This window comes from Stenotrophomonas riyadhensis (assembly GCF_040256885.1).
Classification (GTDB): Bacteria; Pseudomonadota; Gammaproteobacteria; order Xanthomonadales; family Xanthomonadaceae; genus Stenotrophomonas; species Stenotrophomonas riyadhensis.
On the sequence record NZ_CP155568.1, the window covers coordinates 59532 to 82212 of the forward strand.

General features: G+C 68.0%; 18 protein-coding genes. 11 read left to right on the forward strand and 7 right to left on the reverse strand.

The annotated features are described in order from the left end of the window. Positions 1 to 237 precede the first annotated feature (237 nt). Both SriyCCGPB3_RS00250 and SriyCCGPB3_RS00255 read left to right on the forward strand, forming a co-directional pair. Positions 238 to 777 (forward strand): GNAT family N-acetyltransferase, encoded by a 540-nt coding sequence (locus SriyCCGPB3_RS00250; RefSeq protein ID WP_350259719.1) that lies wholly within the window; start codon positions 238 to 240, stop codon positions 775 to 777. A 159-nt stretch (positions 778 to 936) separates the two neighbouring features. Next, positions 937 to 1254 (forward strand): hypothetical protein, encoded by a 318-nt coding sequence (locus SriyCCGPB3_RS00255; protein ID WP_024958820.1) that lies wholly within the window; start codon positions 937 to 939, stop codon positions 1252 to 1254. Positions 1255 to 1329: 75 nt separating this feature from the next. On the opposite strand, the gene SriyCCGPB3_RS00260 is transcribed toward SriyCCGPB3_RS00255, so the two are convergent. Then, the gene (locus tag SriyCCGPB3_RS00260) at positions 1330 to 1983 is read right to left on the reverse strand and encodes a YceH family protein (protein WP_153856668.1); all 654 of its coding nucleotides are present in this window, start codon (positions 1981 to 1983) and stop codon (positions 1330 to 1332) included. A gap of 101 nt (positions 1984 to 2084) precedes the next feature. Between SriyCCGPB3_RS00260 and SriyCCGPB3_RS00265 the strand changes: the two genes are divergently transcribed. The 4 genes from SriyCCGPB3_RS00265 to plsB all read left to right on the forward strand — a co-directional run bounded on the left by SriyCCGPB3_RS00265 (position 2085) and on the right by plsB (position 7782). Beyond that, on the forward strand, positions 2085 to 3008 hold the full coding sequence (locus SriyCCGPB3_RS00265; protein WP_110710654.1) for a 5'-nucleotidase, lipoprotein e(P4) family: 924 nt from the start codon (positions 2085 to 2087) through the stop codon (positions 3006 to 3008). Then, a complete protein-coding gene (pyrF, locus tag SriyCCGPB3_RS00270; protein ID WP_110710655.1) occupies positions 3005 to 3730 on the forward strand; it encodes an orotidine-5'-phosphate decarboxylase in 726 nt (241 codons plus the stop codon). Before SriyCCGPB3_RS00265 ends, pyrF begins: the two co-directional genes overlap by 4 nt. 462 nt (positions 3731 to 4192) lie before the next feature. Next, a complete protein-coding gene (locus SriyCCGPB3_RS00275) occupies positions 4193 to 5146 on the forward strand; it encodes a hypothetical protein (protein ID WP_110710656.1) in 954 nt (317 codons plus the stop codon). Next, positions 5146 to 7782, forward strand: coding sequence for a glycerol-3-phosphate 1-O-acyltransferase PlsB (gene plsB, locus SriyCCGPB3_RS00280; protein WP_350259720.1), 2637 nt, complete (start codon positions 5146 to 5148; stop codon positions 7780 to 7782). The genes SriyCCGPB3_RS00275 and plsB overlap by 1 nt, the downstream gene beginning before the upstream one ends. A gap of 121 nt (positions 7783 to 7903) precedes the next feature. Here plsB and SriyCCGPB3_RS00285 read toward each other — a convergent pair whose 3' ends face one another. Beyond that, complete coding sequence (locus SriyCCGPB3_RS00285; protein WP_004153435.1) at positions 7904 to 8107, reverse strand: YdcH family protein; 204 nt, start codon at positions 8105 to 8107, stop codon at positions 7904 to 7906. Between the two features lie 91 nt (positions 8108 to 8198). Here SriyCCGPB3_RS00285 and ttcA point away from each other — a divergent pair, with 91 nt between their 5' ends. From ttcA to SriyCCGPB3_RS00300, 3 genes are read left to right on the forward strand one after another with little or no spacing between them, the layout of a single operon-like run. Next, on the forward strand, positions 8199 to 9119 hold the full coding sequence (gene ttcA, locus SriyCCGPB3_RS00290) for a tRNA 2-thiocytidine(32) synthetase TtcA (RefSeq protein WP_180846548.1): 921 nt from the start codon (positions 8199 to 8201) through the stop codon (positions 9117 to 9119). A gap of 36 nt (positions 9120 to 9155) precedes the next feature. Further along, the gene (locus SriyCCGPB3_RS00295) at positions 9156 to 10061 is read left to right on the forward strand and encodes a recombination-associated protein RdgC (RefSeq protein ID WP_005411825.1); all 906 of its coding nucleotides are present in this window, start codon (positions 9156 to 9158) and stop codon (positions 10059 to 10061) included. A 59-nt stretch (positions 10062 to 10120) separates the two neighbouring features. Next, on the forward strand, positions 10121 to 10900 hold the full coding sequence (locus SriyCCGPB3_RS00300) for a M48 family metallopeptidase (RefSeq protein WP_110710658.1): 780 nt from the start codon (positions 10121 to 10123) through the stop codon (positions 10898 to 10900). Between the two features lie 331 nt (positions 10901 to 11231). On the opposite strand, the gene SriyCCGPB3_RS00305 is transcribed toward SriyCCGPB3_RS00300, so the two are convergent. Further along, complete coding sequence (locus tag SriyCCGPB3_RS00305) at positions 11232 to 12098, reverse strand: methylglyoxal synthase (RefSeq protein WP_180846547.1); 867 nt, start codon at positions 12096 to 12098, stop codon at positions 11232 to 11234. 168 nt (positions 12099 to 12266) lie between these two features. Between SriyCCGPB3_RS00305 and SriyCCGPB3_RS00310 the strand changes: the two genes are divergently transcribed. Beyond that, the gene (locus SriyCCGPB3_RS00310) at positions 12267 to 14672 is read left to right on the forward strand and encodes an ATP-binding protein (protein WP_350259721.1); all 2406 of its coding nucleotides are present in this window, start codon (positions 12267 to 12269) and stop codon (positions 14670 to 14672) included. On the opposite strand, the gene SriyCCGPB3_RS00315 is transcribed toward SriyCCGPB3_RS00310, so the two are convergent. The 3 genes from SriyCCGPB3_RS00315 to SriyCCGPB3_RS00325 all read right to left on the reverse strand — a co-directional run bounded on the left by SriyCCGPB3_RS00315 (position 14658) and on the right by SriyCCGPB3_RS00325 (position 21184). Next, a complete protein-coding gene (locus tag SriyCCGPB3_RS00315) occupies positions 14658 to 16103 on the reverse strand; it encodes an FAD-dependent oxidoreductase (protein WP_350259722.1) in 1446 nt (481 codons plus the stop codon). The two genes, SriyCCGPB3_RS00310 and SriyCCGPB3_RS00315, sit on opposite strands and share 15 nt — an antisense overlap. A gap of 61 nt (positions 16104 to 16164) precedes the next feature. Then, positions 16165 to 20619, reverse strand: a complete 4455-nt coding sequence (gltB, locus tag SriyCCGPB3_RS00320) for a glutamate synthase large subunit (protein WP_350259723.1) — start codon at positions 20617 to 20619, stop codon at positions 16165 to 16167. Between the two features lie 175 nt (positions 20620 to 20794). Next, positions 20795 to 21184 (reverse strand): I78 family peptidase inhibitor, encoded by a 390-nt coding sequence (locus SriyCCGPB3_RS00325; protein ID WP_110710661.1) that lies wholly within the window; start codon positions 21182 to 21184, stop codon positions 20795 to 20797. Positions 21185 to 21295: 111 nt separating this feature from the next. Between SriyCCGPB3_RS00325 and SriyCCGPB3_RS00330 the strand changes: the two genes are divergently transcribed. Next, positions 21296 to 22351, forward strand: coding sequence for a DNA topoisomerase IB (locus SriyCCGPB3_RS00330; RefSeq protein ID WP_350259724.1), 1056 nt, complete (start codon positions 21296 to 21298; stop codon positions 22349 to 22351). Here SriyCCGPB3_RS00330 and SriyCCGPB3_RS00335 read toward each other — a convergent pair. Then, a complete protein-coding gene (locus SriyCCGPB3_RS00335) occupies positions 22329 to 22637 on the reverse strand; it encodes a hypothetical protein (protein WP_099552786.1) in 309 nt (102 codons plus the stop codon). The two genes, SriyCCGPB3_RS00330 and SriyCCGPB3_RS00335, sit on opposite strands and share 23 nt — an antisense overlap. Between the last annotated feature and the right edge of the window lie 44 nt (positions 22638 to 22681).

The following is a 22681-nucleotide window of genomic DNA, read 5'->3' on the forward strand; positions in this document are numbered from 1 at the left end:
CCGCGGCTTGCTCGTGTGCGCTGTCCTGCGCACACGGCAAGACCGGGGTTGGGCGTCCTGCCCAACCCGCCCGAGGCATGCCTCGGGCCCATGCCGCGGACGGTCCCGCCCAGCCCACCCGCCCGGCCTCTGACAGGTTCCGTGCGCGCCAGCCACGGAAAAGAAAAAAGAAAATCAAAAGCAACAGCAGCAGCCGGGGGCTGAGGCAGAATCGGGGTTTCGGCTGGAGGTCTGCGCGTGCATCCCATCGAAAGTGAACGCCTGCGCCTGCGTGCGATTGAACCTGATCGCGATGCGGCGCCGATGCTGGCGCTGTTGAATGATCCGGGCTTCGTGCGCTTCATCGGTGATCGAGGCGTGCGTACGCAGCAGGAGGCGCGCGACTACGCGGCGATGCGGGTACTGCCGGCCTATGCGCTGCATGGCTATGGCATGTATGCCATCGAGCGGCTGGCCGATGGTGCCTGGCTGGGCAATGCCGGGCTGGTGCGGCGGGATGGCCTGCCGGGGCCGGATATCGGCTATGCGGTGCTGTCGGAATTCGCCGGGCAGGGCTACGCCGGTGAGGCGGCGCGGGCGGTGTTTGCCTATGCGCGCGCGGAGCTGGGCCTGCACGATCTGTATGGCATTACCGATTTGGACAATGTGGTGTCCGGGAAGATCCTGCTGGGGCTGGGCATGGAGGAGCGTGGGGTGATCCAGCTGCCGGGCGTGGACAGCCCGAGCCGGCTGTATGCCACGCCGGGTGCGGTGGCGGTACCCATCGGGGGGGCATGACGCATCTGGACAAGCCGAATGAGGATTCTTGCATTTGGCGATAAACCGGCGAGTCGTCCGGTTCGCCGCCGATGCTTCCGGGTTTCATGAGGATGACCCACCTGCTGCGTTGGGCAGCGCTGTGGTCATTCCCGAAACCCGGAAACTCCAGGAGTTCTCATGAAGCTCATGCCTTTGGTCACGACGATGCTGTTGAGCGTGGTATCCGCGTCTGCATCTGCGTTCACGCTTCCCCAGATGAGTGACCTTTCACCGCACTCGAGCACGCAGGCCTGCCAGGGCGCGTGGAACGCGTCATCAGCCAGCCGCAGTTGCCATGTCAACCGTATTGATGGACGACCCGGCACGCAGTGCTACGTCGATGTCAGGTGTGTGCGCAACAACGGCAGCCAGCTGACCAATCAGTACACGATGGAGGAATGGGGCGTGCGCGCGCTTGCGAACTGCGATGGCTTCCTGAGAGTGGGAGGCTGCTGAACCGCCGATCGGTCCCGGGCGGATTGGTCCCGAGGGGGTGCCGGCCGGTGGCCGGCACTACCCTGCGGCTGCGCCTCAGTTACCGCGCAGTTCGGCCAGCTGCGCCTGCAGCTCGGCCACGGCCGCTTCCAGCTGGGCCACGCGCTCGGCCAGGCCTGGATCGGCCGCATCGCTGCCACCGCCGCTGCTGGCGTACCTGGCCGCAAGCGCCGCGCCATCCACTTCACCGCACAGCAGGTGCATGTAGCGGTCTTCGCGCTGGCCGCTGGCGCGCGGCAACACCACCAGCAGCGCGCGCTGCTGCAGGCGCTCGATGGCGTGGCGGGCTTCGTCGGCGTCGGCGAAGCGGTGCAGGCGCTCGCTGCGCGTGACCAGTTCGCCCAGGGTCTGCGGCCCACGCAGCAGCAGCATCGCCAGCAGCACGGTCTGCTGCCGGGTCAGGTCCAGCGCGGCCTGCAGGCGGTGCTCGTAGCGGTCGGCACGCGAAGAGAAGTGCTGGCGGGCCAGGCCCAGTGTCTCCAGTTGGCGCAGCGCGTGCTGCACGCTCCCGGCATCGACGTTCATCACCGGCTCGCGGGCGGTCTTCTGGTTGGCGGCCGACTGGGCGGCGTTGACCGTCAGCGGGTAGGTGTCCGGGGTGGTCGCCTCCTTCTCCACCAGACAGCCCAGCAGGCGGGCCTGCACCGCGTCGAGCAGGGGGACGTCGGGGGTCTGGACGGAATCGGTCATGGCGGCCTCCGGAAGGGCAACGGGTCAACCGCCAAGCATAGCCGTCCCCGGGCCGGCTTTGCCGGTAAAATGCGCCGGTATATCTGATTGCCGGTGAATCCATGCGTCGTCCCGTTTCCCTGTCCCTGACCCTGCTCGCCACCGCGGCGCTGGGCCTGTCCGCCTGCAAGCGCGTGGATGTGCCTGCCGCCGAAGCCACTGCGCCGGAGGCCCCGGCCGCCGCTGCCAAGGCCGATGGCGCGCTCGATGCCACTGCCAACGACAACCTCAATGCGGTGCTGTGGATGCAGCGTGCGCAGGAGTACAAGGCAATCACCGAGCAGACCTACCGTGCCGCCGCCGACCACCTGGATGCCGCGCTGAAGGAAGCCCACTGGGATGCGCTGGTGCCCGAAGAACGCGGCAACGAGGCCAAGGGCCTGAAGCCGGCCGTGGTGCTGGACGTGGATGAGACCGTGCTGGACAACTCGCCCTACCAGGCGCGCCTGGTCCGCGACGGCAAGGAATACGACGAGCTGACCTGGGACCAGTGGGTGGCCGAAAAGAAGGCCAAGGCCATTCCGGGCGTGGTTGATTTCGCCAAGGCCGCCAACGCCAAGGGCGTGACCCTGCTGTACATCTCCAACCGTGCCGTGCACCTGAAGGACGCGACCCTGGCCAACCTGCGCGAGCAGGGCCTGCCGGTGGCCGATGACAGCGTGTTCCTGGGCCTGGGTACCGTGGTCGAAGGCTGTGAGCAGGCCGGCAGCGAGAAGAACTGCCGCCGCCGCCTGGCCGGGCAGAAGTACCGCGTGCTGATGCAGTTCGGTGACCAGCTGGGCGACTTCGTGGAAGTGACCGCCAACACCAATGAAGGCCGTGACGCCCTGCTGCAGCAGTACCACGACTGGTTCGGCGAGCGCTGGTGGATGCTGCCGAACCCGACCTACGGCGGCTTCGAGCCGGCGCAGTTCAACAACGACTACAGCCAGTCGCGCCAGGCCCGCCACGACGCCAAGCGCGCCGCCCTGGACTACGCACCGTGAGCCGCGCGCCGCTGCCGCTGCGCGATGACGAGCGCCTGATCTTCGCGCTGGACGTGCCTGATCGCGTGCAGGCGCTGGAGTGGGTCGATCGCCTCGGCGACAGCGTGGCGTTCTACAAGATCGGCATGGAACTGCTCGCCTCCGGCGAGTACTTCCAGGTGCTGGACGAGCTGGCCCGCCGCGACAAGCGCGTGTTCGTCGACCTGAAGTTCTTCGACATCCCGGCCACTGCCGCGGCGGTGATCAAGCGCCTGTCGCAGTGGCCGGTCAGCTACGCCACCATCCACGGCTGGCACCCGACGATGATGGAAGCCTGCGCCGCCGCCAACAGCGGTGACATGCGCCTGCTGGCGGTGACCGTGCTGACCTCGATGGGCCGTCCGGACCTGGCGCAGATGGGCATCGATCGTGAACCGGTCGACGTTGTGGTTGAGCGCGCGCTGGCTGCCCAGGCCGCAGGCATCGATGGCGTGATCGCCTCGGGGCAGGAAGCCGGCCCGATCCGCGCCGCTACCGGCGCCGGGTTCTCGATCGTCTGTCCGGGCATCCGCCCCGGCGGCCCGGTCGGCGATGACCAGAAGCGTACCGTTGGCGTAGCCCAGGCCTTTGCCGATGGCGCCGATGCCATCGTGGTCGGCCGCCCGATCCGCCTGGCCGCTGATCCGCAGGCTGCGGCGCGGGCCATCCAGCAGGAAATCGCCTCCGCGCTGGCTGCGCGCTGAGATTCCGCTGCCAGGGCTGCAGGCTCGAACGCCATCCCGACCCGCGCGGGATGGCGTTTCTGCATCTGACCCGGGGAGCGGTTGTGCCCGAATCGCCGCAAAACCTGCCGTAGATGTCATGGACATCACTATCAGATGCCATGTAAATCAATAAAATCAATAATTTATACAATACTACGTGAAGTGTTGCCTTAACTTGAGCGGCAGCGTAGGATCGCCGCCATCCGGTCCTCGGACCGGACATGTGCCACAACACTGTCCTCCGGCCTCGTGCCGGCTTGAAGAGCCTGAGATCCCCGTGATCCCGGCTCTTTTTTTATGCCGGTGGCGGTTCTGGGGTCAGATCCCTTCTGCCTGCGGCAGAAGGGATCTGACCCCATTGGTTGGAAACCGTGACCGCGCGGCTTGCCGCTGTCACGTCGCAGGCCGCAAGATGCGGACCGGTCCGGGGAGTCCGAGTGAATGAGCGTGGCAGTGCGAGGAAGGTCTGCGCGTGGATGGGGGCTGGCAGCCATGCTGTTGCTGGCCGTGGCCGCCTGCCGTGAATCGGTCAACGATCCGGCCAAGCCGGCGGCCGAGCCGGTTGCGGCGGTGCAGGCGATGGCCCTGCGCCTGGCCGAAGACGATCTGGTCGGCTACGCGAAGCTGTCGGTACCGCCGAACCAGTACCAGCGCCTGCAGCAGGCCTGGGCCGAGGGCCACAGCCAGTGGCCGCTGACCGAACTGCCACTGGGCGACCAGCTGCTGCCGATGCTGGCCGCACTGCGCAAGCCCAATGCCGGTGCCGAACTGCAGCGCAGCTTCGATCGCCAGCTGGCTGGCCAGGCCAGCGCCGTACGCCAGGCCGCGCAGTCGATGGGCAACTTCGGCGTGCAGTACCTGCGCCACCAGAAGGGCTATACGCCCGGCCAGCAGGCCCATTACATCGCCCTGGTCGAAACCCTCGCCAGCTGGGCGCAGGGCGCGCCGATCAGTGACCGTGCGCGTGCACGCAGCACGATCGCCGCGCTGGTGGGCGCCGCCGGCAAGGTCGGCTTCGATGACGAGGCCGGCCTGCAGGCCGCGGGCATGGAAGGCAGCCTGCAGCAGCTGGCGCCGTTCATCCACACCCTCAAGGCGGTGCTGGGCAGCTACGGGTTGGGCGTGGATGACGCGCTGCGCAGCGTGCGGGGCGAGCTGCTGTCGGTGGAAGGCGACAACGCGCTGGTGCGCCTGCACTACGATCTGGCGGGGCGCGAGATGAGCCTGCAGCTGCCGCTGAGCCGGCGCGAGGGCCATTGGTACCTGACCCGCACCCTGGCCGACACCGATGCCCTGCTGCGCAAGGCCGACGCGGCCCGTGCCGCAGCGGCGCCGGCACCGGCCGAGACCCCGCCCGAGGGTGGGGAAGCGGCAACACTGCCGCCTAAGCCATAATGGCGCCGATGTCGAAACAGAACCCGCTGCCGTTCCCCGGCGAAGAATCCCAGTCGACGCCCGCCGATACGGTGCCGGCGTCCCCCTCGACCGGTACCGGCCCGAACCCGGTACCGCCGCCCGCGCACGCGCGTCCGGCCGGCCGCCGCCCGCTGTGGGCTCGGCTGCTCGGCCGCCTGGTCGAGCCGTGGCTGTCGCTGAAGATCGAGCCGGAAGACCCGGGCCAGTACAACGATGGCCGCCCGGTCATGTACGTGCTGGAAGACTACGGCCTGTCCAATGCGCTGATCCTGGACAAGGCCTGCCGCCAGGCCGGCCTGCCGTCGCCGCTGGTGCCGCTGGCCGGTGACCCGACCGGCCGCAAGCGCGCCTACCTGGCGCTGTCGCGGCGCAGCTCCAGCAACTCGCTGATTCCCGAGCAGCGCGGCGCCAAGACCCACTCCGATTCGCTGGCGAAGGTGCTGCAGGCCCATCGCGTGCGCGATGACCTGGACGTGCACCTGGTGCCGGTGTCGATCTTCGTCGGTCGCGCGCCGGACAAGCAGAGCGGCTGGTTCGCCGTGCTGTTCTCGGAAAACTGGGCGCTGGTCGGCCGCTTCCGCCGCCTGCTGGCGGTGCTGCTCAACGGCCGCAGCACCATCGTCCGCTTTGCCCCGCCGATCTCGCTGCGCAGCACCGTGGACGAAGGCCTGGAGCCGGAGCGCACGGTGCGCAAGCTGCAGCGCGTGCTGCGTACCCATTTCCGCCGCATCCGTGAATCGGTGATCGGCCCCGACCTGTCGACGCGGCGCCTGCTGGTCGACCAGGTGCTGGCGGCCGAACCGGTGCGCGAAGCGATCGCCGCACAGGCCAAGCGCGACAATTCGAAGCCGGCCGATGCCTGGAAGAAGGCGCACGCCTACGCCTGGGAAATCGCCGCGGACTATTCCAGCCCGGTGGTGCGTTCGGCCAGCTTCATGCTCAGCCACGTGTGGAACCGCATCTATGCGGGCGTGCTGGTGCACCACCTGGACAAGTTCAAGGCCGCCGCGCCGGGCCATGAAGTGGTCTACGTGCCCAGCCACCGCAGCCACATGGACTACCTGCTGCTGTCGTACCTGCTGTACGACCGTGGCATCGTGCCGCCGCACATCGTGGCGGGCATCAACCTGAACCTGCCGGTGGTCGGCACCCTGCTGCGCAAGGGCGGTGCGTTCTTCATCCGCCGCTCGATCCGTGGCAACGCGCTGTACTCGGCGGTGCTCAGCGAATACGTCGCGCAGCTGGTGGCCGGTGGCTACTCGCTGGAGTACTTCGTCGAAGGCGGCCGCTCGCGTACCGGCCGATTGCTGCAGCCCAAGGGCGGCATGATCTCGATGACGCTGCGCGCGTTCCTGCGCCAGCCGCGCAAGCCGGTGCTGTTCCAGCCCATCTACATCGGCTACGAGAAGCTGATGGAGGGCGGCAGCTACCTGGACGAACTGTCCGGCCGGCCGAAGGAAAAGGAATCGATCTGGTCGCTGCTGTGGGGCATCCCCAAGGTGCTCAAGCAGAACTACGGCCAGGTGGTGGTGAACTTCGGCGAACCGATCGCACTGAACGACGTGCTGGCCGAGAAGGCGCCGGAGTGGAAGGGCGAGGCGGTCTCCGAGGACGAGAAGCCGGCGTGGCTGTCGACCACGGTGGATACGTTGGCCGAACGCATCCAGGTGCGCATCAACGGCGCCGCCGACGTCAACCCGATCAACCTGCTGGCGCTGGCCCTGCTGTCCACGCCGAAGCACGCGATGGGCGAGGCCGACCTGATCGCGCAGATCGAGCTGTGCAAGACCCTGCTGGTCGAGATGCCGTATTCGGACCGGGTGACGGTGACCCCGCACTCGCCGGAGCGGATCATCGCCCACGCCGAGGAAATCAACGTCCTCACCCGCATCAAGCACCCGCTGGGCGACGTGCTCAGCGTCAGCGGCGATACCGCGGTGCTGCTCAGCTACTTCCGCAACAACGTGGTGCACCTGTTCACCGCCTCGTCGTGGGTGGCCTGCTGCTTCCAGAACAACCGCCGCATGAGCCGCACCGGCCTGGTCCAGCTGGGCCGTACGGTGTACCCGTTCCTGCAGGCCGAGCTGTTCCTGCCGTGGAGCGAGGACGAGTTCGCCCAGCGCATCGACCGGACCATCGATGTGTTCGTGCGCGAAGGCCTGCTGCAGAACGTCAACGATGACGACGGCGGCATCCTGGCGCGCAATACCGGGCAGACCGACGAGGTGTTCCGCCTGCGTGCGATCGGCCATTCGCTGCAGCAGGCGTTCGAGCGCTATTACATCGCCATCTCGGTGCTGGTGAAGAACGGCCCCGGCGTGCTCGGCGCTGCCGAGCTGGAAAGCCTGTGCCAGCAGGCGGCGCAGCGGCTGAGCCTGCTGTATGCACCGGCGGCACCGGAGTTCTTCGACAAGTCCCTGTTCCGCGGCTTCATCCACAAGCTGCGCGAGCTGCGCCTGGTGTGGCCGGACGAGAACAGCAAGCTGCTGTTCGACGAACGCCTGGATGCCTGGGCCAAGGACGCCAAGTTCATCCTCGGCCGCGAGCTGCGCCACACCATCGAACGGGTCAGCCCGGAAGCGGCACGCCCGGACGAGCCTGCGCCGCAGGATTGAAAGCAGCGCCGGGCGATGCGGTGGGTGTGGACCTTGGTCCACACCTTCCAGCCGTGCCAACCAAGGTTGGCACCTACCAGAGCAGTAGGCCAACCAAGGAGGGCACCCACGAGGGCCGTCTTTAGGCCGGTTCGTCGGGAATCTGCAGGCTTTCCAGCCTGGCGATGCAGTCCTTCAGCTGCAGCTTGCGCCGCTTCAGGCGCTTGGACTCCAGCTCATCCTCGCCATTGGCCGCCATGCGGGTGATCTGTTCATCCAGCAGGCGGTGCTCGGCGCGCAGGGCGGCGAGGTGCTCGACGATCTCGGCGGGGCTGTAGGTGTCCACAGCCTCCGAGCATACACAGCGTTGATGACTGCCGGGAGAGGGGAATCCCGACCCCCGGCCGGGGCGGCTCCGAGCCGTTAGAATGGAACCCATGAGTGCCGTGATTTCTCTTCCCGATCCCCAGCCGCGTGCCGTCCGCGATCCGCGCGTGGCCGAGCGCGAGCAGCACAAGCTGGCCAAGCGCCTGCGCCGCCAGGTCGGCGAGGCGATTGCCGACTTCGGCATGATCGAGGCCGGCGACAAGGTCATGGTCTGCCTGTCCGGCGGCAAGGACAGCTACACCCTGCTGGACGTGCTGCTGCAGCTGCAGAAGAAGGCGCCGGTGCCGTTCGAGCTGGTGGCGGTGAACCTGGACCAGAAGCAGCCGGACTTCCCCGAGCACGTACTGCCGGAATACCTGGCAGGCCTGGGCGTGCCGTACCACATCATCGAGCAGGACACCTATTCGGTGGTCAGCCGGGTCATTCCGGAAGGCAAGACCATGTGTTCGCTGTGCTCGCGGCTGCGTCGTGGCGCGCTGTACAACTACGCCGAGACCCACGGCTTCACCAAGATCGCGCTGGGCCACCACCGCGACGACATGGTGGCCACGTTCTTCATGAACCTGTTCCACCACGCCAAGCTGTCGGGCATGCCGCCGAAGCTGCGCAGCGATGATGGCAAACACGTGGTGATCCGGCCGCTGGCCTACGTGCGCGAAAGCGACATCGTCGAGTACGCACAGGCACGCCAGTTCCCGATCATTCCCTGCAACCTGTGCGGCAGCCAGGAGAACCTGCAGCGCCGCCAGGTCGGCCTGATGCTGAAGCAGTGGGAAAAGGACCACCCGGGCCGCATCGAGCAGATCGCGCGTGCCATGGGCGAAGTTCGGCCCTCGCAGCTGGCCGACACCACCCTGTTCGACTTCATGGCGCTGGGCCGTCGCGACGACGCGCCGCTGCCCGATGCCCATGCCTGGCTGGCCGGCTCCCCGGCCGACGCCGACGCAGATCCCGAGACGCCCACCGTCTAAGGTCCGTCGCCCTTCCTCTTTGCCATCCGGAATTCCATGTTCTTTCGCAACCTGACGTTCTTCCGTTTCCCGACCACCACCGATTTTTCCGAAGTCGATACCCTGCTGCCGCACGCCCTGCTGAAGCCGGTCGGCGCGCTGGAAATGAACTCGCGCGGCTTCATCTCGCCGTTCGGCCGCGAGGAGAAGGAACTGCTCTCCCACCGCATCGCCGAACACCTGTGGCTGACTGTGGGCGGCGAGGACAAGATCCTGCCGGCGGCCGTGGTCAACGACCTGCTTGAGCGCAAGCTGGAGGAGATCGAGGAGAAGGAAGGCCGCCGCCCGGGTGGCCGCGAACGCAAGCGCATGAAGGACGACCTGCTGCATGAACTGCTGCCGCGTGCCTTCGTGAAGTCCTCGCGCAACGACGCCTTCATCGACCTGCAGCACGGCTACGTCGCGGTGGATACCTCCAGCCGCAAGACCGGCGAGTACTTCATGTCCGACATCCGCGGCCTGCTCGGCAGCTTCCCGGCGATGCCGCTGAACGCCGAAGTCGCACCGCGTTCGATCCTGACCGGCTGGATCGCCGGCGAGCCGCTGCCGACCGGGCTGAGCCTGGGCGAAGAGTGCGAGATGAAGGACCCGGTGGAAGGCGGTGCGGTGGTCAAGTGCCAGCACCAGGAACTGCGCTGCGACGAGATCGACAAGCACCTGGACGCCGGCAAGCAGGTGACCAAGCTGGCGCTGATCTTCGAAGACAACCTGTCCTTCGTGATCGGCGACGACCTGATCGTGCGCAAGCTGAAGTTCCTCGACGGCGCCCTGGACCAGCTGGAGCATGCCGACGAAGACGGCCGCCGCGCCGAGTTCGATGCCCGCTTCGCCCTGCAGAGCGCCGAGATCCGCCGCCTGTTCCTGTTGCTGGAAGAAGCCTTCAAGCTCAGCAAGGCTGACTGAACAGGCAGCCCGACGGCCGCCGGTCATCCGGCGGCCCGAAGCGGCGCTATGCTGGGCGCATGAGCCGTCTGCTGCGCCGCCTGATCAGCCCGACCCCGCCCGCCACCGTACAGCGCGACACCGTTCGCCTGCGCCTGGAGGATGCCGAGATCGAGGTACTGCGCGTGCGCGATCCACGTGCGCGCCGCATCAAGCTGAGCGTGGACGAACGCGGCGCACGCTTGACCCTGCCACCGCGCGCAAGCCTGGTGATGGGCGAACGCTTCCTGGAACAGCACCGCGACTGGCTGGCATTGCAGCTGCGCCAGTACCAGGGCCAGGGCCTGCCGGCACCGCTGCGGCCGGGCGAAGACGGCGTGCTGCCACTGCGCGGCGAACTGTTGCCGCTGCGCTGGCAGGAAGGCCGCTACGCGCGCCTGGAGATCGACGCGCATGGTGCCTGCGTGCAGTGGCCGACCCGTGGTGGTGACGCCACCCTGCGTCGCCTGCTGCGCGAGTTCTACGAAGCACAGACCCGCGCCGACGTCGGCCGCTGGCTGCCGAAGTACCTGCCCACCCTGCCGCGCGCACCCAGTCGCCTGCGCCTGAAGGTGATGTCCTCGCAATGGGGATCGCTGGCCCCGGATGGCAGCATGGCACTGGACCTGGCACTCGTGCTCGGCCGCTCGGCCGCGTTCGAGTACGTGCTGGTGCACGAACTCTGCCACCTGATCCAGCCGAATCACTCACCCGCGTTCTGGCACGAAGTGGAACAGCGCTTCCCCGCCTGGCGCGAACAGCGCGATTACTTCCAGCTCGAAGGGCGCCGCTTGAAAGCTATGCTCCGCCAGCTGTTGTAGAGCCGAGCCTATGCTCGGCTAACGCGCGTAGCGCGGATATTCAGCCCTCGCGATCAACAGCAGCCGAGCATGGCTCGGCTCTACAAAAGCGCGCGCAGCGCGCGGCCCGCTTTCGCTCCTGCTCTTCTTTCTTTCTTCCGTGGTGGGCACACCGGAAAGTGTCCGTGGCCGGGTGGGGTGGGTTGCGCAGGGGCGTGAGCCGCATGGATGCGGCGACCGAGCTTACAAGGACGTACTTGCAGCGACCCCTGCGCAATCCACCCCACCCGGCCGAGCACGGCTTCTGATCTGAACGACCCACCACGAGGGGCTCAGCCGTTGGCCGAAACCCTCACCCCGCCCGCAACGCCGCCGCCGTCGCCCACCGCGCCGCCACCCGCGGCGCCGTAATGCACACCGCCTGATCGGTCACCGTCGTCACCGCGCGCTCCAGCAGCTGGATATCCGCCTCATGCTGGCGCGCCACGTGTGGATCCTCGAAGAAGATCGCGCGCTGGCAACGCCCCTCCAGCACCCGGTCGGCAATCTGCGCATCACCCCCCATCGGGCCGCTCTGGTAGCGCGTCACCCACGGCGCATCACTGGGCCAGCCGCGGCCCCAGGCCAGTTCGTTCAAGCGCTGGCCAGTGGTGCCGGTCGCCACGCGCTCGCCGAACCGTGCCAGCACATCGAAGTGCTCGTCGGCGAAGGCCAGCATCGCCGGCTTCATCGCATCGTGCGCGATCAGCGCCAGCGTCTGCCCTTCGAACGCATGCAGGTCGTCGGCGCCAGCGTCGGCAGCCAGTCCGGCATGGACGCGCTCCACCTCCACCCAGTCGCGTGCGGTGGCCACGGTCGAAATGAACGGCTTGCCGTGGATCACGCACTGCCGTTTCAGAGCCGTGGCTTCCGGAAACACCGAGGACGGATCGACCGGATCGATCAGATAGATCGCACCATCCAGTGTCCGCTCCGGGCCCATCCCGACCACCTCGGCCACCAGTTTCATCAAGCCACCCTCGCGGCCATAGGGATAGCGGTGCAGGCCGCCATAGCCGGCCAGGAATCCCTGCCGTTCGATCGCATCGTGGGTGCGCCCGACCGCATGCAGTGACACCCCCAGTTCGCGCAGGCCGGGTTCGCTGACACGCAGCCAGCGGAACAGGGCGGCGCGCGCGTCGTGGTGGTGGAGACGGTTGGCAGCCAGGCCGATGCGCATCGAAAGCTCCGCAGATACGGGTGAAGGCGGCAGTGTATGTCGGCATTCCCCTCTCTGGATGCTTTTACAACTTTCTTCATTGCGGCCTGTCCACACGTCGCTAGCGTGGCAGGCAGCGGTACCGCTGCGCGGCCGTGTACTTCCGCCCGCGAAATGAGGATGCCCATCGTGAACGTCGCTGGCCTGCCTGCCGCCGTGGTCATGGCCTGCCTGCTGCTGCCTGCGACTGCCGCCGCCGCTGGCTGTGAGTCGCCACTGCGCATCGCGTGGCCTGCCGACCGCGCACCGTTGTCCTCCAGTGAGCAGGGCCAGGCGCGTGGGCTCAGCGCAGGGTACCTGGCACTGCTGGAAGCACAGCGTCCGCTGCAGATGCAGCCGTTGCCGGGCGTTGCGGTGGCCGAGGGGGCATTGCCCCACGGCACCCAGGCACTGCTGGGGTGGCCACGTTCACAGGTGCCCGCCGGCTGGGTGGCCAGCGCGCCCTACCTGCAGCTGCCGAAGGTGATCGTGCGGCGCCGGGATGCGCCACCGGTCATCGGACTTGAGGCGCTGCGCGGGCGCACCGTGGCCAGTCCCGACCCACTGCCGCTGGCTGCGGCGCTGGCCGAGCAGGCGCCCGGTGCGCAACTGCTGCCCCCCGCACCGATGGACCACGCGCTGTCGCTGCTGGGCACCGGCCTGGTCGACGCGGTGATCGCCAATCTCGGCGAGGTCGAGGCCGCGTTGCGCCGCTACCAGGGAGACCCGCTGGTGGTCGCGGCACCGGCGGGAATCGACGACGCGCTGGTGCTGGCCACCGTGCCCGCCTGTGCCGATGTCATCCGCGGGTTCGACCACGCCGTGTCGCAGCTGAGTGATTCGCAGCGCGAGGCGATCCGTGCAGCCTGGTTGCCGGCCGTGCCACGCAGCCAGTCGCCATCGTCACCCTTGCGCTGGCTGGTACCGGCCTCGCTGATCCTGCTGGCGCTCGCATTGGTATACGCCTTCGGCTATTGGCGCGTGCATCGTGAAAGCGCGCGCCGCCGCGTAGCCGCGCAACGCTTGCAGGAGGTAACCTCGAATCTGCCTGCCGTGGTCTACCAGGCACGACGCTCCGCCGCGGGCTATTACAGTTTTCCGCAGATTGCAGGTGACGTGCAGACCTTGTTCGGGATCAGCGTGGAAACCGCACTGATCGACCAGCAGCGCCTGCTGGCAGCGGTCCACCCTGATGATCGCAATCGGCTGATGGACGCGGTCGATGCCGCCGCGCTGGCGCGTGGCCCGATCGACGTCACCTTCCGCACGCGATCGCCACAGGGCTGGCGTTGGGTGCGCTCGCATGGGCGGCCGCTGTCCTGCGATGACGGCGATGTCGAATGGAGTGGCTACTGGATCGACGTCAGCGAAGCCCAGTCGCGCACCCGCGCACTGGCCGAAGCGCGCCGGGAGGCCGAGCAGGCAGCGCAGGCCAAGACCCACTTCCTGGCCACGATGAGCCACGAGATCCGCACGCCGATGAGCACCCTGCTGGGCATGCTCGAACGATTGGCCGGCAGCGCGCTGGACCCGGGCCAGCAGCAGGTGCTGGCGACGGTCGGTGATGCAGCGCGGATGCTGCGGCAGATTCTCGACGATGTGCTGCACAGCCAGCGATTGCAGGTTGCACCGCTGCAGCTGCGGCCCACGGATCTGGGGGCACTCGTGCGGGCGGTGCAGCAGCTGTTGATGCCGGTGGCGGCCAGCCGTGGTCTGTACCTGCGCGCCGAGCTGGATCCGGCGTTGCAGGTTGGATCGCTTGCCGACGGCCTGCGCCTGCGCCAGATCCTGTTCAACCTTGCCGGCAACGCGCTCAAGTTCACCGAGCACGGGGGCGTGGAACTGCGGGTGCAGGTGCTGCGGCCGTTCGATGGCGGCCAGCGCCTGCGCCTGCAGGTGAGTGACAGCGGTGTGGGCATCAGTCCGGAACGGCAGCAGGCGGTATTTGCCGCCTACACCCAGGCCGAGGCATCCACAACGCGCCGCTTCGGCGGCAGCGGCCTGGGCCTGGCGATCTGCCGCGAGCTGGCCGAGTCGATGGGCGCGGACCTGCAACTGTGCAGTACGCCAGGCGAGGGCACCACGGTAAGGATGGAGCTGGAGCTGGCTGCCTGTGCGTTGCCCGTGGAGCCACTGCCTCTGCCGATCGTGGCAACGCGGCGGCTGTCACCGGCCCGGGTACTGGTGGCCGATGACCATCCCACCAACCTGCTCCTGCTGGAGCAGCGCCTGTGCGACCTGGGACTGCAGGTGCATGCCTGCGAGGATGGACGGCAGGCCCTGGAGGCCTGGCGGGCGCAATCGTTCGACCTGGTCATCACCGACTGCCACATGCCGCACATGGACGGCTTCGCGCTGGCACGGGCGATCCGCGCCGACGCTTGCCCGACGCGTGCGCAGGTGCCGATCATCGCCCTCACTGCCAGCGTGCTGGATCGCACCCGCGAGGCCTGTCGTGCCGCCGGCATCGACCACTTCCTGGCCAAGCCGGTGGAAAACCAGGAACTGCGCGCGCTGTTGACCGTGCTGCTTGCGCCGGATTCAGCGGCTCAGTAGCCGCACGATGCTGGCGGCGGCATCGCGGCCTTCGGCCACGGCGGTCACCACCAGGTCGGCGCCGCGCACCGCATCACCACCGGCGAACAGGCGCGGATGCGCGGTCTGGAACGGCAGGCGGTCCTTGCCACCGGCCACGATGCGGCCGTTGGACTGGCCTTCCACTCCCAGTTCGGCCAGCCACGCCGGCACGCTGGGCGAGAAGCCGAAGGCGATGATCACCACATCCGCCTCCAGCAGCGATTCACTGCCGTCGATCGGCACCGCGTTCTGGCGGCCATTGGCATCGGGTTCGCCCAGCCGGGTTTCCACCACGGTCACGCCGATCACTTCATCGTCGGCGCCGGCTTCGATCGACAGCGGCTGGCGGTTGAACAGGAAGCGCACGCCTTCCTCGCGTGCATTGGCCACTTCGCGCGCGCTGCCAGGCATGTTGGCTTCGTCGCGGCGGTAGGCACAGGTGACCTTGGCCGCGCCCAGGCGCACTGCGCTGCGCACGCAGTCCATGCCGGTATCGCCACCACCGAGCACCACCACGCGCTTGCCGTTGAGGTCGGGCAGGGCAATGGTGTCTTCCCAGCCGGCAATCGGCCGACCCTTCGGGTCATCGCCGCCAACGATGCGGCTGTTCTGCACTAGGAACGGCAGGGCCGGCAGCACGCCCTTCAGGTCCTGGCCGTCGAGGCCACCGTCGGTGTAGCGGTAGGCGCCGGTGCCGACGAACACCGCATCGTGGGTCTCCAGCAGTTGCTGCACGCTGAGGTCGCGTCCGATCTCGACGCCAAGGCGGAACTGCACGCCCATGCCCTCCAGCACTTCGCGGCGGCGATGGATCACGTCCTTGTCCAGCTTGAAGCTGGGAATGCCGAACTGCAGCAGGCCGCCGATCTGCTCATAGCGGTCGTAGACCACGGCGGTAATGCCGGCGCGGGCGAGGCGATCGGCGCAGGCCAGGCCGGCCGGACCCGCGCCGATCACCGCCACGCTGTGGCCGCTGGGCTGCACCGCGCCCAGGTCAGGGCGCCAGCCGCTGGCCAGCGCGGTATCGACGATGTACTTCTCCACCGCACCGATGGTGACCGCCCCGAACTCTTCCAGCGTGCAGCTGCCTTCGCACAGGCGGTCCTGCGGGCAGACGCGGCCGCAGACTTCCGGCAGCGGGTTGGTGCTGTGGCACAGCGTGGCCGCTTCGTGGATGCGGTTCTCCTGCACCAGCTGCAGCCACTGCGGAATGGCGTTGTGCACCGGGCACTTCCAGCTGCAGTAGGGGTTGCCGCAATCCAGGCAGCGACCGGCCTGGTACTGGGCATCTTCCTTGCCGAACTTTCCGTACAGCTCGCCCCAGTCGCCGGACGTGCGCAGTTCCACCGGGATGCGCTGCGGCATGGTGCGGGGCAGGTCGAGGAACTGGAAGGCGTGCTTGCGGCTCATGGCGGGCTCTGGAATGCGAGGGGGAACGTTGCCGGCCAGCGGCCGGCACTACCGGAAAACATCACGCAGCGCGTCGCAGGGTTTCGGTCAGCGACTCGATGCTGGCGGCCTTGGGTTTGACCAGCCAGAACTTGCCGATGTAGTCGCGGAACTCGTCCAGGATCTGCTGCGCCCAGATGCTGCCGGTCAGCTCGCGGTGGCGGCCGATCAGGCGGTGCAGGTGCTGGCGGTAGTTCTCGAAGCCTTCGGCGGACACGCGATGGATGTCGATCAGCTCGTGGTTGTAGCGGTCGACGAAATCGCGGTCGACGTCCAGCACGTAGGCCAGCCCGCCGGTGAAACCGGCACCGAAGTTCAGGCCGACCTTGCCCAGCACCAGTACCACGCCATCAGTCATGTACTCGCAGCAGTGGTCACCGGCGCCTTCCACCACCGCCAGCGCGCCGGAATTGCGAACGGCGAAACGTTCGCCCGCGCGGCCGGCGGCAAACAGCTCGCCCCCGGTGGCGCCATACAGGCAGGTGTTGCCGATGATCGCGGTGCTGCGTGCCTCGAAGCGGGCGCCACGCGGTGGACGCACCACCAGTCGGCCGCCGGCCATGCCCTTGCCGACGTAGTCGTTGGCTTCGCCTTCCACTTCCAGGTGCAGGCCACCGACGTTGAACGCGCCGAAGCTCTGCCCGGCACTGCCGCGGAAACGCAGTTCCAGCGGCGCCTCGGCCATGCCCTGGTTACCGTGTGCGCGTGCCACCGCACCGGCCAGGCGGGTGCCGATGCTGCGGTCGGTGTTGTGGATCAGGAAGCGATGTTCGCCACCGCGCTTGTGTTCGATGGCCGGGGCCAGCAGGCCGTCCATCTGCGTGGCCAGGCTGTCCGGCGATTCGTACAGGCGCTGCGCGGCACAGTGACTGCCCTCGTAGCGGGCATCGGCCAGCAGGCGTGACAGGTCCACGCGCACGCCGTCGCGCGGCGCGGCGTCGATCTGCCGTAGCAGGTCGGTACGGCCGACGATCTCTTCCAGCGAACGCGCGCCCAGGTACGACAGCCAGCCACGTACTTCCTCGGCCAGCAGGCGGAAGAAGTTCTCCACGCGCTCGGGCTGGCCGGTGAAGTGGTTCTCGCGCAGGCGCTCGTCCTGGGTGGCCACGCCGGTGGCGCAGTTGTTGAGGTGGCAGATGCGCAGGTACTTGCAGCCCAGCACGATCATCGGTGCGGTGCCGAAGCCGAAACTGTCCGCACCCAGCAGCGCGGCCTTGACCACGTCCAGGCCGGTCTTCAGGCCGCCGTCGGTCTGCAGCAGGGTACGCCCGCGCAGGTCGTTGGCCAGCAGCGCCTGGTGCGCTTCGGCCACGCCCAGTTCCCACGGTACGCCGGCATAGCGGATCGAGCTGACCGGCGACGCGCCGGTGCCGCCGTCATGGCCGGAGATGGTGATCAGGTCCGCACCGGCCTTGACCACGCCCGCGGCAATCGTGCCGACGCCGGCATGGCTGACCAGCTTCACCGACACCAGCGCGGTCGGGTTGACCTGCTTGAGGTCGTAGATCAGCTGCGCCAGGTCCTCGATCGAATAGATGTCGTGGTGCGGCGGCGGCGAAATCAGGCCGATGCCCGGACGCGCATAGCGCAGCCGCGCGATCAGTTCGTTGACCTTGTGGCCGGGCAGCTGGCCACCTTCGCCGGGCTTGGCACCCTGCGCGACCTTGATCTGCAGTACCTCGGCATTGACCAGGTATTCGGCGGTGACGCCGAAGCGGCCCGAGGCCACCTGCTTGATCTTGCTGCGCTTGGCGGTGCCATAGCGTGCGGGGTCTTCGCCGCCTTCGCCGGAATTGCTGCGGCCACCGAGGCGGTTCATCGCAATCGCCAGTGCCTCGTGTGCTTCCGGTGACAGCGCACCGAGACTGATCGCCGCGGTATCGAAGCGCGGAAACAGTTCGCTGGCCGGTGCCACGTCATCGATCGGCGTCGGCGAGGCGGCCGGTACCAGCTGCAGCAGGTCGCGCAGTGCAGACGGCGGACGCGCGTGCACGGCATCGCAGTACTGCTGCCAGGCACGCGGGTCACCGCTGCGCGCCGCGCGCTGCAGGGTGGTGACCACGTCCGGGTTGTACATGTGGTACTCGCCGCCGTGCACGTACTTCAGCAGGCCGCCGACATCCACGTCCTGCTGTGCGTCCCAGGCCTGCGCGCACAGCTCGCGTGCGTCGGCATCCAGGCGCGCGAAACCGGCACCACCGATGCGCGAAGCGGTATCCGGGAAGCACAGGTCCACGACCTCCGGTTCGAGGCCGATGATCTCGAACAGCTGCGCGCCGCGATAGCTGGCCACGGTACAGATGCCCATCTTCGAGATGATCTTGGACAGGCCCTTGTACACGCCCTTGCGATAGCGGCGGCCGATCTGCGACTGCTCCCCCCCCTTGCTCAGCTTGAGGATGCCGCGGCGGCCCAGGTCGAACAGGGTCTGGTAGGCCAGGTACGGATACACCGCGGTGGCGCCGAAGCCGAGCAGGCAGGCCATGTGGTGCGGGTCGCGCGCGGTGCCGGTCTCGACGATGAGATTCACGTCGCAGCGCAGGCCCAGCCGCGAGAGGTGGTGGTGGACGGCACTGGTGGCCAGCAGCGCATGCACCATCGGCCGCCCGGCCACCGGGTAGCGGTCGGACAACAGCAGCATCACCATGCCCTCGCGCGCGGCCTGTTCGGCCTCGGCACAGATACGCTCGATGCCGGCGCGCAGGCCCTCGTCTTCGCTGTAGGACAGGTCCAGCAGGCGGTTGGCCTGCACGTACTGGTCCATCTTCAGCAGCTGGCGCAGCTTGCGCTGGCTCAGTACCGGCGAGTTGAGGATGACGTGGTTCACCGTCTCCGGGCCGGCATGGAAGATATTGGTCTCCCTGCCGAGCTGGGTGGACAGCGACATCGCGCAGTCTTCGCGCAGCGGATCGATCGGCGGGTTGGTGACCTGCGCGAAGGCCTGGCGGAAATAGTCGTACAGCGGGCGGCTGCGCTGGCTCAGCACTGCCATCGGCGTGTCGTCGCCCATCGACCCGGTGGCTTCCTGCTCGGTTTCGGCCAGCGGCCGCAGCACCTGTTCCACTTCCTCGCTGCTGAGCTGGTACAGCTTGTGGTAGCTGCGCAGGGTGCCTTCGTCGAAGGGCTCTTCCACCAGCGATGGATCGATCAGTTCGGTCTGCAGGTAGGTCACGCCCTGTTGCAGCCACTGCTTGTACGGCGCGCGGCCACGGTTGATGCGGTCCACCGCATCGGAGTCGAGCAGGTCGCCGCGCTTGAGATCGATGGCGATCATCTCGCCTGGGCCGAGCTTGCCCTTGCGCACCACGCGCTCGGTCGGCACTTCCCACACGCCCGCTTCGGAGGCGACCAGGAAGTGGCGGTCGGCGGTCAGCATCCAGCGCGCCGGGCGCAGGCCGTTGCGGTCCAGCGTACACACCGCATAGCGGCTGTCGCAGGCGACGATGCCGGCCGGGCCATCCCACGGTTCGCTGTTCAGGCCGTGGAATTCGTAGAACGCGGCCAGGTCCGGATCCTTGAATTCCAGTGATTGCGTGGCCGGCGGCACCAGGATGCGCAGCGCCTGGATCAGCTCCATGCCTCCGGCGACCATCAGCTCCAGCATGTTGTCCAGGCTCTGCGAGTCCGAGCCATGCATGGAGATGACCGGGTCGAACTCGGCGATGTCGAAGCGCGGCGTCTTCCACACCTTGCTGCGCGCCTGCGCCCAACGCCGGTTGCCTTCGATGGTGTTGATCTCGCCGTTGTGGGCGAGCATGCGGAACGGGTGCGCCAGCGGCCAGCGCGGCAGCGTGTTGGTGGAGAAGCGCTGGTGGAACACGATCGCGCTGGAGGCCAGCTCGCGGCGCTGCAGGTCCGGGAAGAAGCGGCTGAGCTTGTCCGGCAGCACCATGCCCTTGTAGCTGATCGCATCCGGGGTGAGGGTGGTGACGTAGAAGTCGGCGTGTTCGCGCAGCTGCTGTTCGCTGCGGCGGCGGGCCAGGAACAGCGCCAGCGCAAAGCCGGCATCATCCTGGCCGATGCCCGCGTCCACGAACACCTGCTCGATGCGCGGCAGCGTGTCGCGCGCGAGCTGGCCGCAGACGCTGTCATCGGTGGGCACCTCGCGCCAGCCGGCGACCTTGCAACCTACGGCTTCCACCTGCGCCTGCAGCTGCGCGCGGCATGCCTGCGCGGCATCGGCGTCGTGCGGCAGGAACACCACGCCGGCGGCGAAACGTGCGGCGACGCTGATGCCGGCTTCACTGGCCAGCAGTTTCAGGAACGCATCCGGGCGGCGCAGCAGCAGGCCGCAGCCATCACCGGTCAGGCCATCGGCGGCGACACCGCCACGGTGGGTCATGCGCGAAAGCGCGGCGATGGCGGTATCAACCAACAGGCGCGATGGTTGATCGTCGAGCTGGGCGACCATGCCAAATCCACAGGCATCGCGCTCGGAGCGCGGGTCGTAAAGCCCTTGGCGGTTGCGGGGGGCCATCTCTACCTCGATGCGGAATGAATTGAACGGGGACACTCAAGCCCGCTCAATCCCTGGAGCGCATCGTGAGGCCACCGGATGCCTCGACTAGATCACAGGTTGCTGCAACGCCGCAATACACGGTTGCAGGTGCAACAGAAAGCGCCGGCACCCGTGTGCCGGCGCGGGGTCTGACTCAGCCGCAGCGCGCGCCACTGACGGCGCCCTTGTCGTCCACTTCGATGTTCAGGCGGTCGCCGAGGAACTCCATCGTGGCCACGTCGTTGGGCTTGAGCACGCGCACCTGGTTGGCGCCGGCGTCTTCCTGCGCCTGCTTGCCGAGCGCGTCGGTGTAGGCCTGGCCGACCAGGCTCTGCACCTGGCTGGCGTCGCAGGTGCCGACCGGCGGTGCCTCGGTGGCCTTGCCGGTGTCGTCGGCCGGTGCCTTGGCGGCCTCGGCCGCCTGCTGGGCATGGGCCGTGGCCGAATCCTGTTCATCCAGCGCCGGTGCCTGGCAGGCGGTCAGCGCCAGCACGGCCGGCAGCAACAGGGCGGAGAGCGAACGGGCGCGAATCGGGAACGACATCATGACTCCGGAAGGGGTTGTGAAGACCCGAGCATAGCGGCGAACCGGCCCTCACGTGTTTGTCTTGTGTTATCGACAGGATCGCGGCATGGCGACGGCGACACTACCGACATGCCAACCCCCTCTACTCCCGAACGACAGGCCGCACGCGCGGCCGGCCTGCGCTATGTCGACGATACCCAGCCGGGCATCAGCCGGCGCCGCGCCGGCAAGGGTTTCAGCTACCGCGATGCCGATGGTCACGCGATACGCGACGCCACCACTCTGCAACGCATCCGTGCGCTGGCGATCCCGCCGGCCTATACCGCGGTGTGGATCTGTACCCACGCCAACGGCCACCTGCAGGCCACCGGCCGCGATGCACGCGGACGCAAGCAGTACCGCTACCACGCCGACTGGGCCAAGGAGCGCGACGCCGGCAAGTTCGACCGCATCATCGCCTTTGGCGAGGCCTTGCCCACGCTGCGGCGGCGGTTGTCGCGGGATCTCAAGCGACCTGGGTTTCCGCAGGAAAAGGTGCTGGCCATGGTGGTGGCGCTGTTGGCGGACACCCTGGTGCGGGTCGGCAATGAAACCTATGCACAACAGAACCGTTCGTTCGGACTGACCACGCTGCGCAACCGCCATCTGGAGCTGCTGCGCGGCGGCCGGGTGCGCATGCGCTTCCGCGGCAAGTCCGGGCAGCTGCAGGAGGTGACCGTGGGCGACCGCAAGCTGGGGCTGCTGGTGCGGCGCCTGCAGCAGCTGCCGGGGCAGGCGCTGTTCCAGTACCGCGATGACGACGGTGCGCTGCAGCCGGTGGATTCCGGCGCGGTGAACGACTACCTGCGCGAGGTGATGGGCGAGGACTTCACCGCCAAGGATTTCCGCACCTGGGGCGGCACCGTCGCGGCGGTGCAGGCGTTCGCCGCCACCGAGCTGCCGGAACCGGCCAGCCAGCGCGCGCTGGCCCAGGCGCAGCGCGCGGTGGTGTGCGAAGTGGCATCGCTGCTGGGCAACACTCCGGCGGTGTGCCGCAAGGCCTACATCGACCCGTGCGTGTTCGCCGGCTGGGAGCGCGGTGAACTGGCAAAGCTGGCCGGCCTGCGTGGGCCGCGCCAGTGGGAACAGGCCACCCTGCGCGTGCTGCGCAGGGCGCGGCGGCTCAGCCGCAGTAGATCGCGGTGATGTTGTTGGTGCGGCCCTTCTCGATGGTCAGGCGGTCACCGCCTTCGTGCGCCGGTGGCACCCGCGGACCGTCGTGACGCAGCACCCGTACATGCAGGCTGTCGCTGTCCACGCGGGCGCGGGCCACGGTGGCATCCGAGGCGGCCAGGCCGAGTGCGCCACGCACCATGTCGCTATGGCACTGGCCGGAAATCACGCCGTCGATCGGCTGCACCTGGGCCATCGGTGTGCTGCTGCAGGCGGCGAGGGCGAAGCAGACGGCGGCGGTGGCGATGGCATGTTTCATGGTGGTGTTCCTTGTGTGGTTGCGTGCAGCGTGCGACGGCGCAC

Excerpts from the sequence above, each read along its gene's own strand:
- SriyCCGPB3_RS00315 (WP_350259722.1), bottom strand. The coding sequence starts at position 16,103 with ATGAGCCGCAAGCACGCCTTCCAGTTCCTCGACCTGCCCCGCACCATG.
- SriyCCGPB3_RS00305 (WP_180846547.1), bottom strand. The coding sequence starts at position 12,098 with ATGCGCATCGGCCTGGCTGCCAACCGTCTCCACCACCACGACGCGCGC.
- SriyCCGPB3_RS00325 (WP_110710661.1), bottom strand. The coding sequence starts at position 21,184 with ATGTCGTTCCCGATTCGCGCCCGTTCGCTCTCCGCCCTGTTGCTGCCG.
- SriyCCGPB3_RS00330 (WP_350259724.1), top strand. The coding sequence starts at position 21,296 with ATGCCAACCCCCTCTACTCCCGAACGACAGGCCGCACGCGCGGCCGGC.
- SriyCCGPB3_RS00335 (WP_099552786.1), bottom strand. The coding sequence starts at position 22,637 with ATGAAACATGCCATCGCCACCGCCGCCGTCTGCTTCGCCCTCGCCGCC.
- plsB (WP_350259720.1), top strand. The coding sequence starts at position 5,146 with ATGGCGCCGATGTCGAAACAGAACCCGCTGCCGTTCCCCGGCGAAGAA.
- SriyCCGPB3_RS00300 (WP_110710658.1), top strand. The coding sequence starts at position 10,121 with ATGAGCCGTCTGCTGCGCCGCCTGATCAGCCCGACCCCGCCCGCCACC.
- SriyCCGPB3_RS00295 (WP_005411825.1), top strand. The coding sequence starts at position 9,156 with ATGTTCTTTCGCAACCTGACGTTCTTCCGTTTCCCGACCACCACCGAT.
- SriyCCGPB3_RS00260 (WP_153856668.1), bottom strand. The coding sequence starts at position 1,983 with ATGACCGATTCCGTCCAGACCCCCGACGTCCCCCTGCTCGACGCGGTG.
- SriyCCGPB3_RS00255 (WP_024958820.1), top strand. The coding sequence starts at position 937 with ATGAAGCTCATGCCTTTGGTCACGACGATGCTGTTGAGCGTGGTATCC.
- ttcA (WP_180846548.1), top strand. The coding sequence starts at position 8,199 with ATGAGTGCCGTGATTTCTCTTCCCGATCCCCAGCCGCGTGCCGTCCGC.
- SriyCCGPB3_RS00265 (WP_110710654.1), top strand. The coding sequence starts at position 2,085 with ATGCGTCGTCCCGTTTCCCTGTCCCTGACCCTGCTCGCCACCGCGGCG.
- gltB (WP_350259723.1), bottom strand. The coding sequence starts at position 20,619 with ATGGCCCCCCGCAACCGCCAAGGGCTTTACGACCCGCGCTCCGAGCGC.
- SriyCCGPB3_RS00275 (WP_110710656.1), top strand. The coding sequence starts at position 4,193 with ATGAGCGTGGCAGTGCGAGGAAGGTCTGCGCGTGGATGGGGGCTGGCA.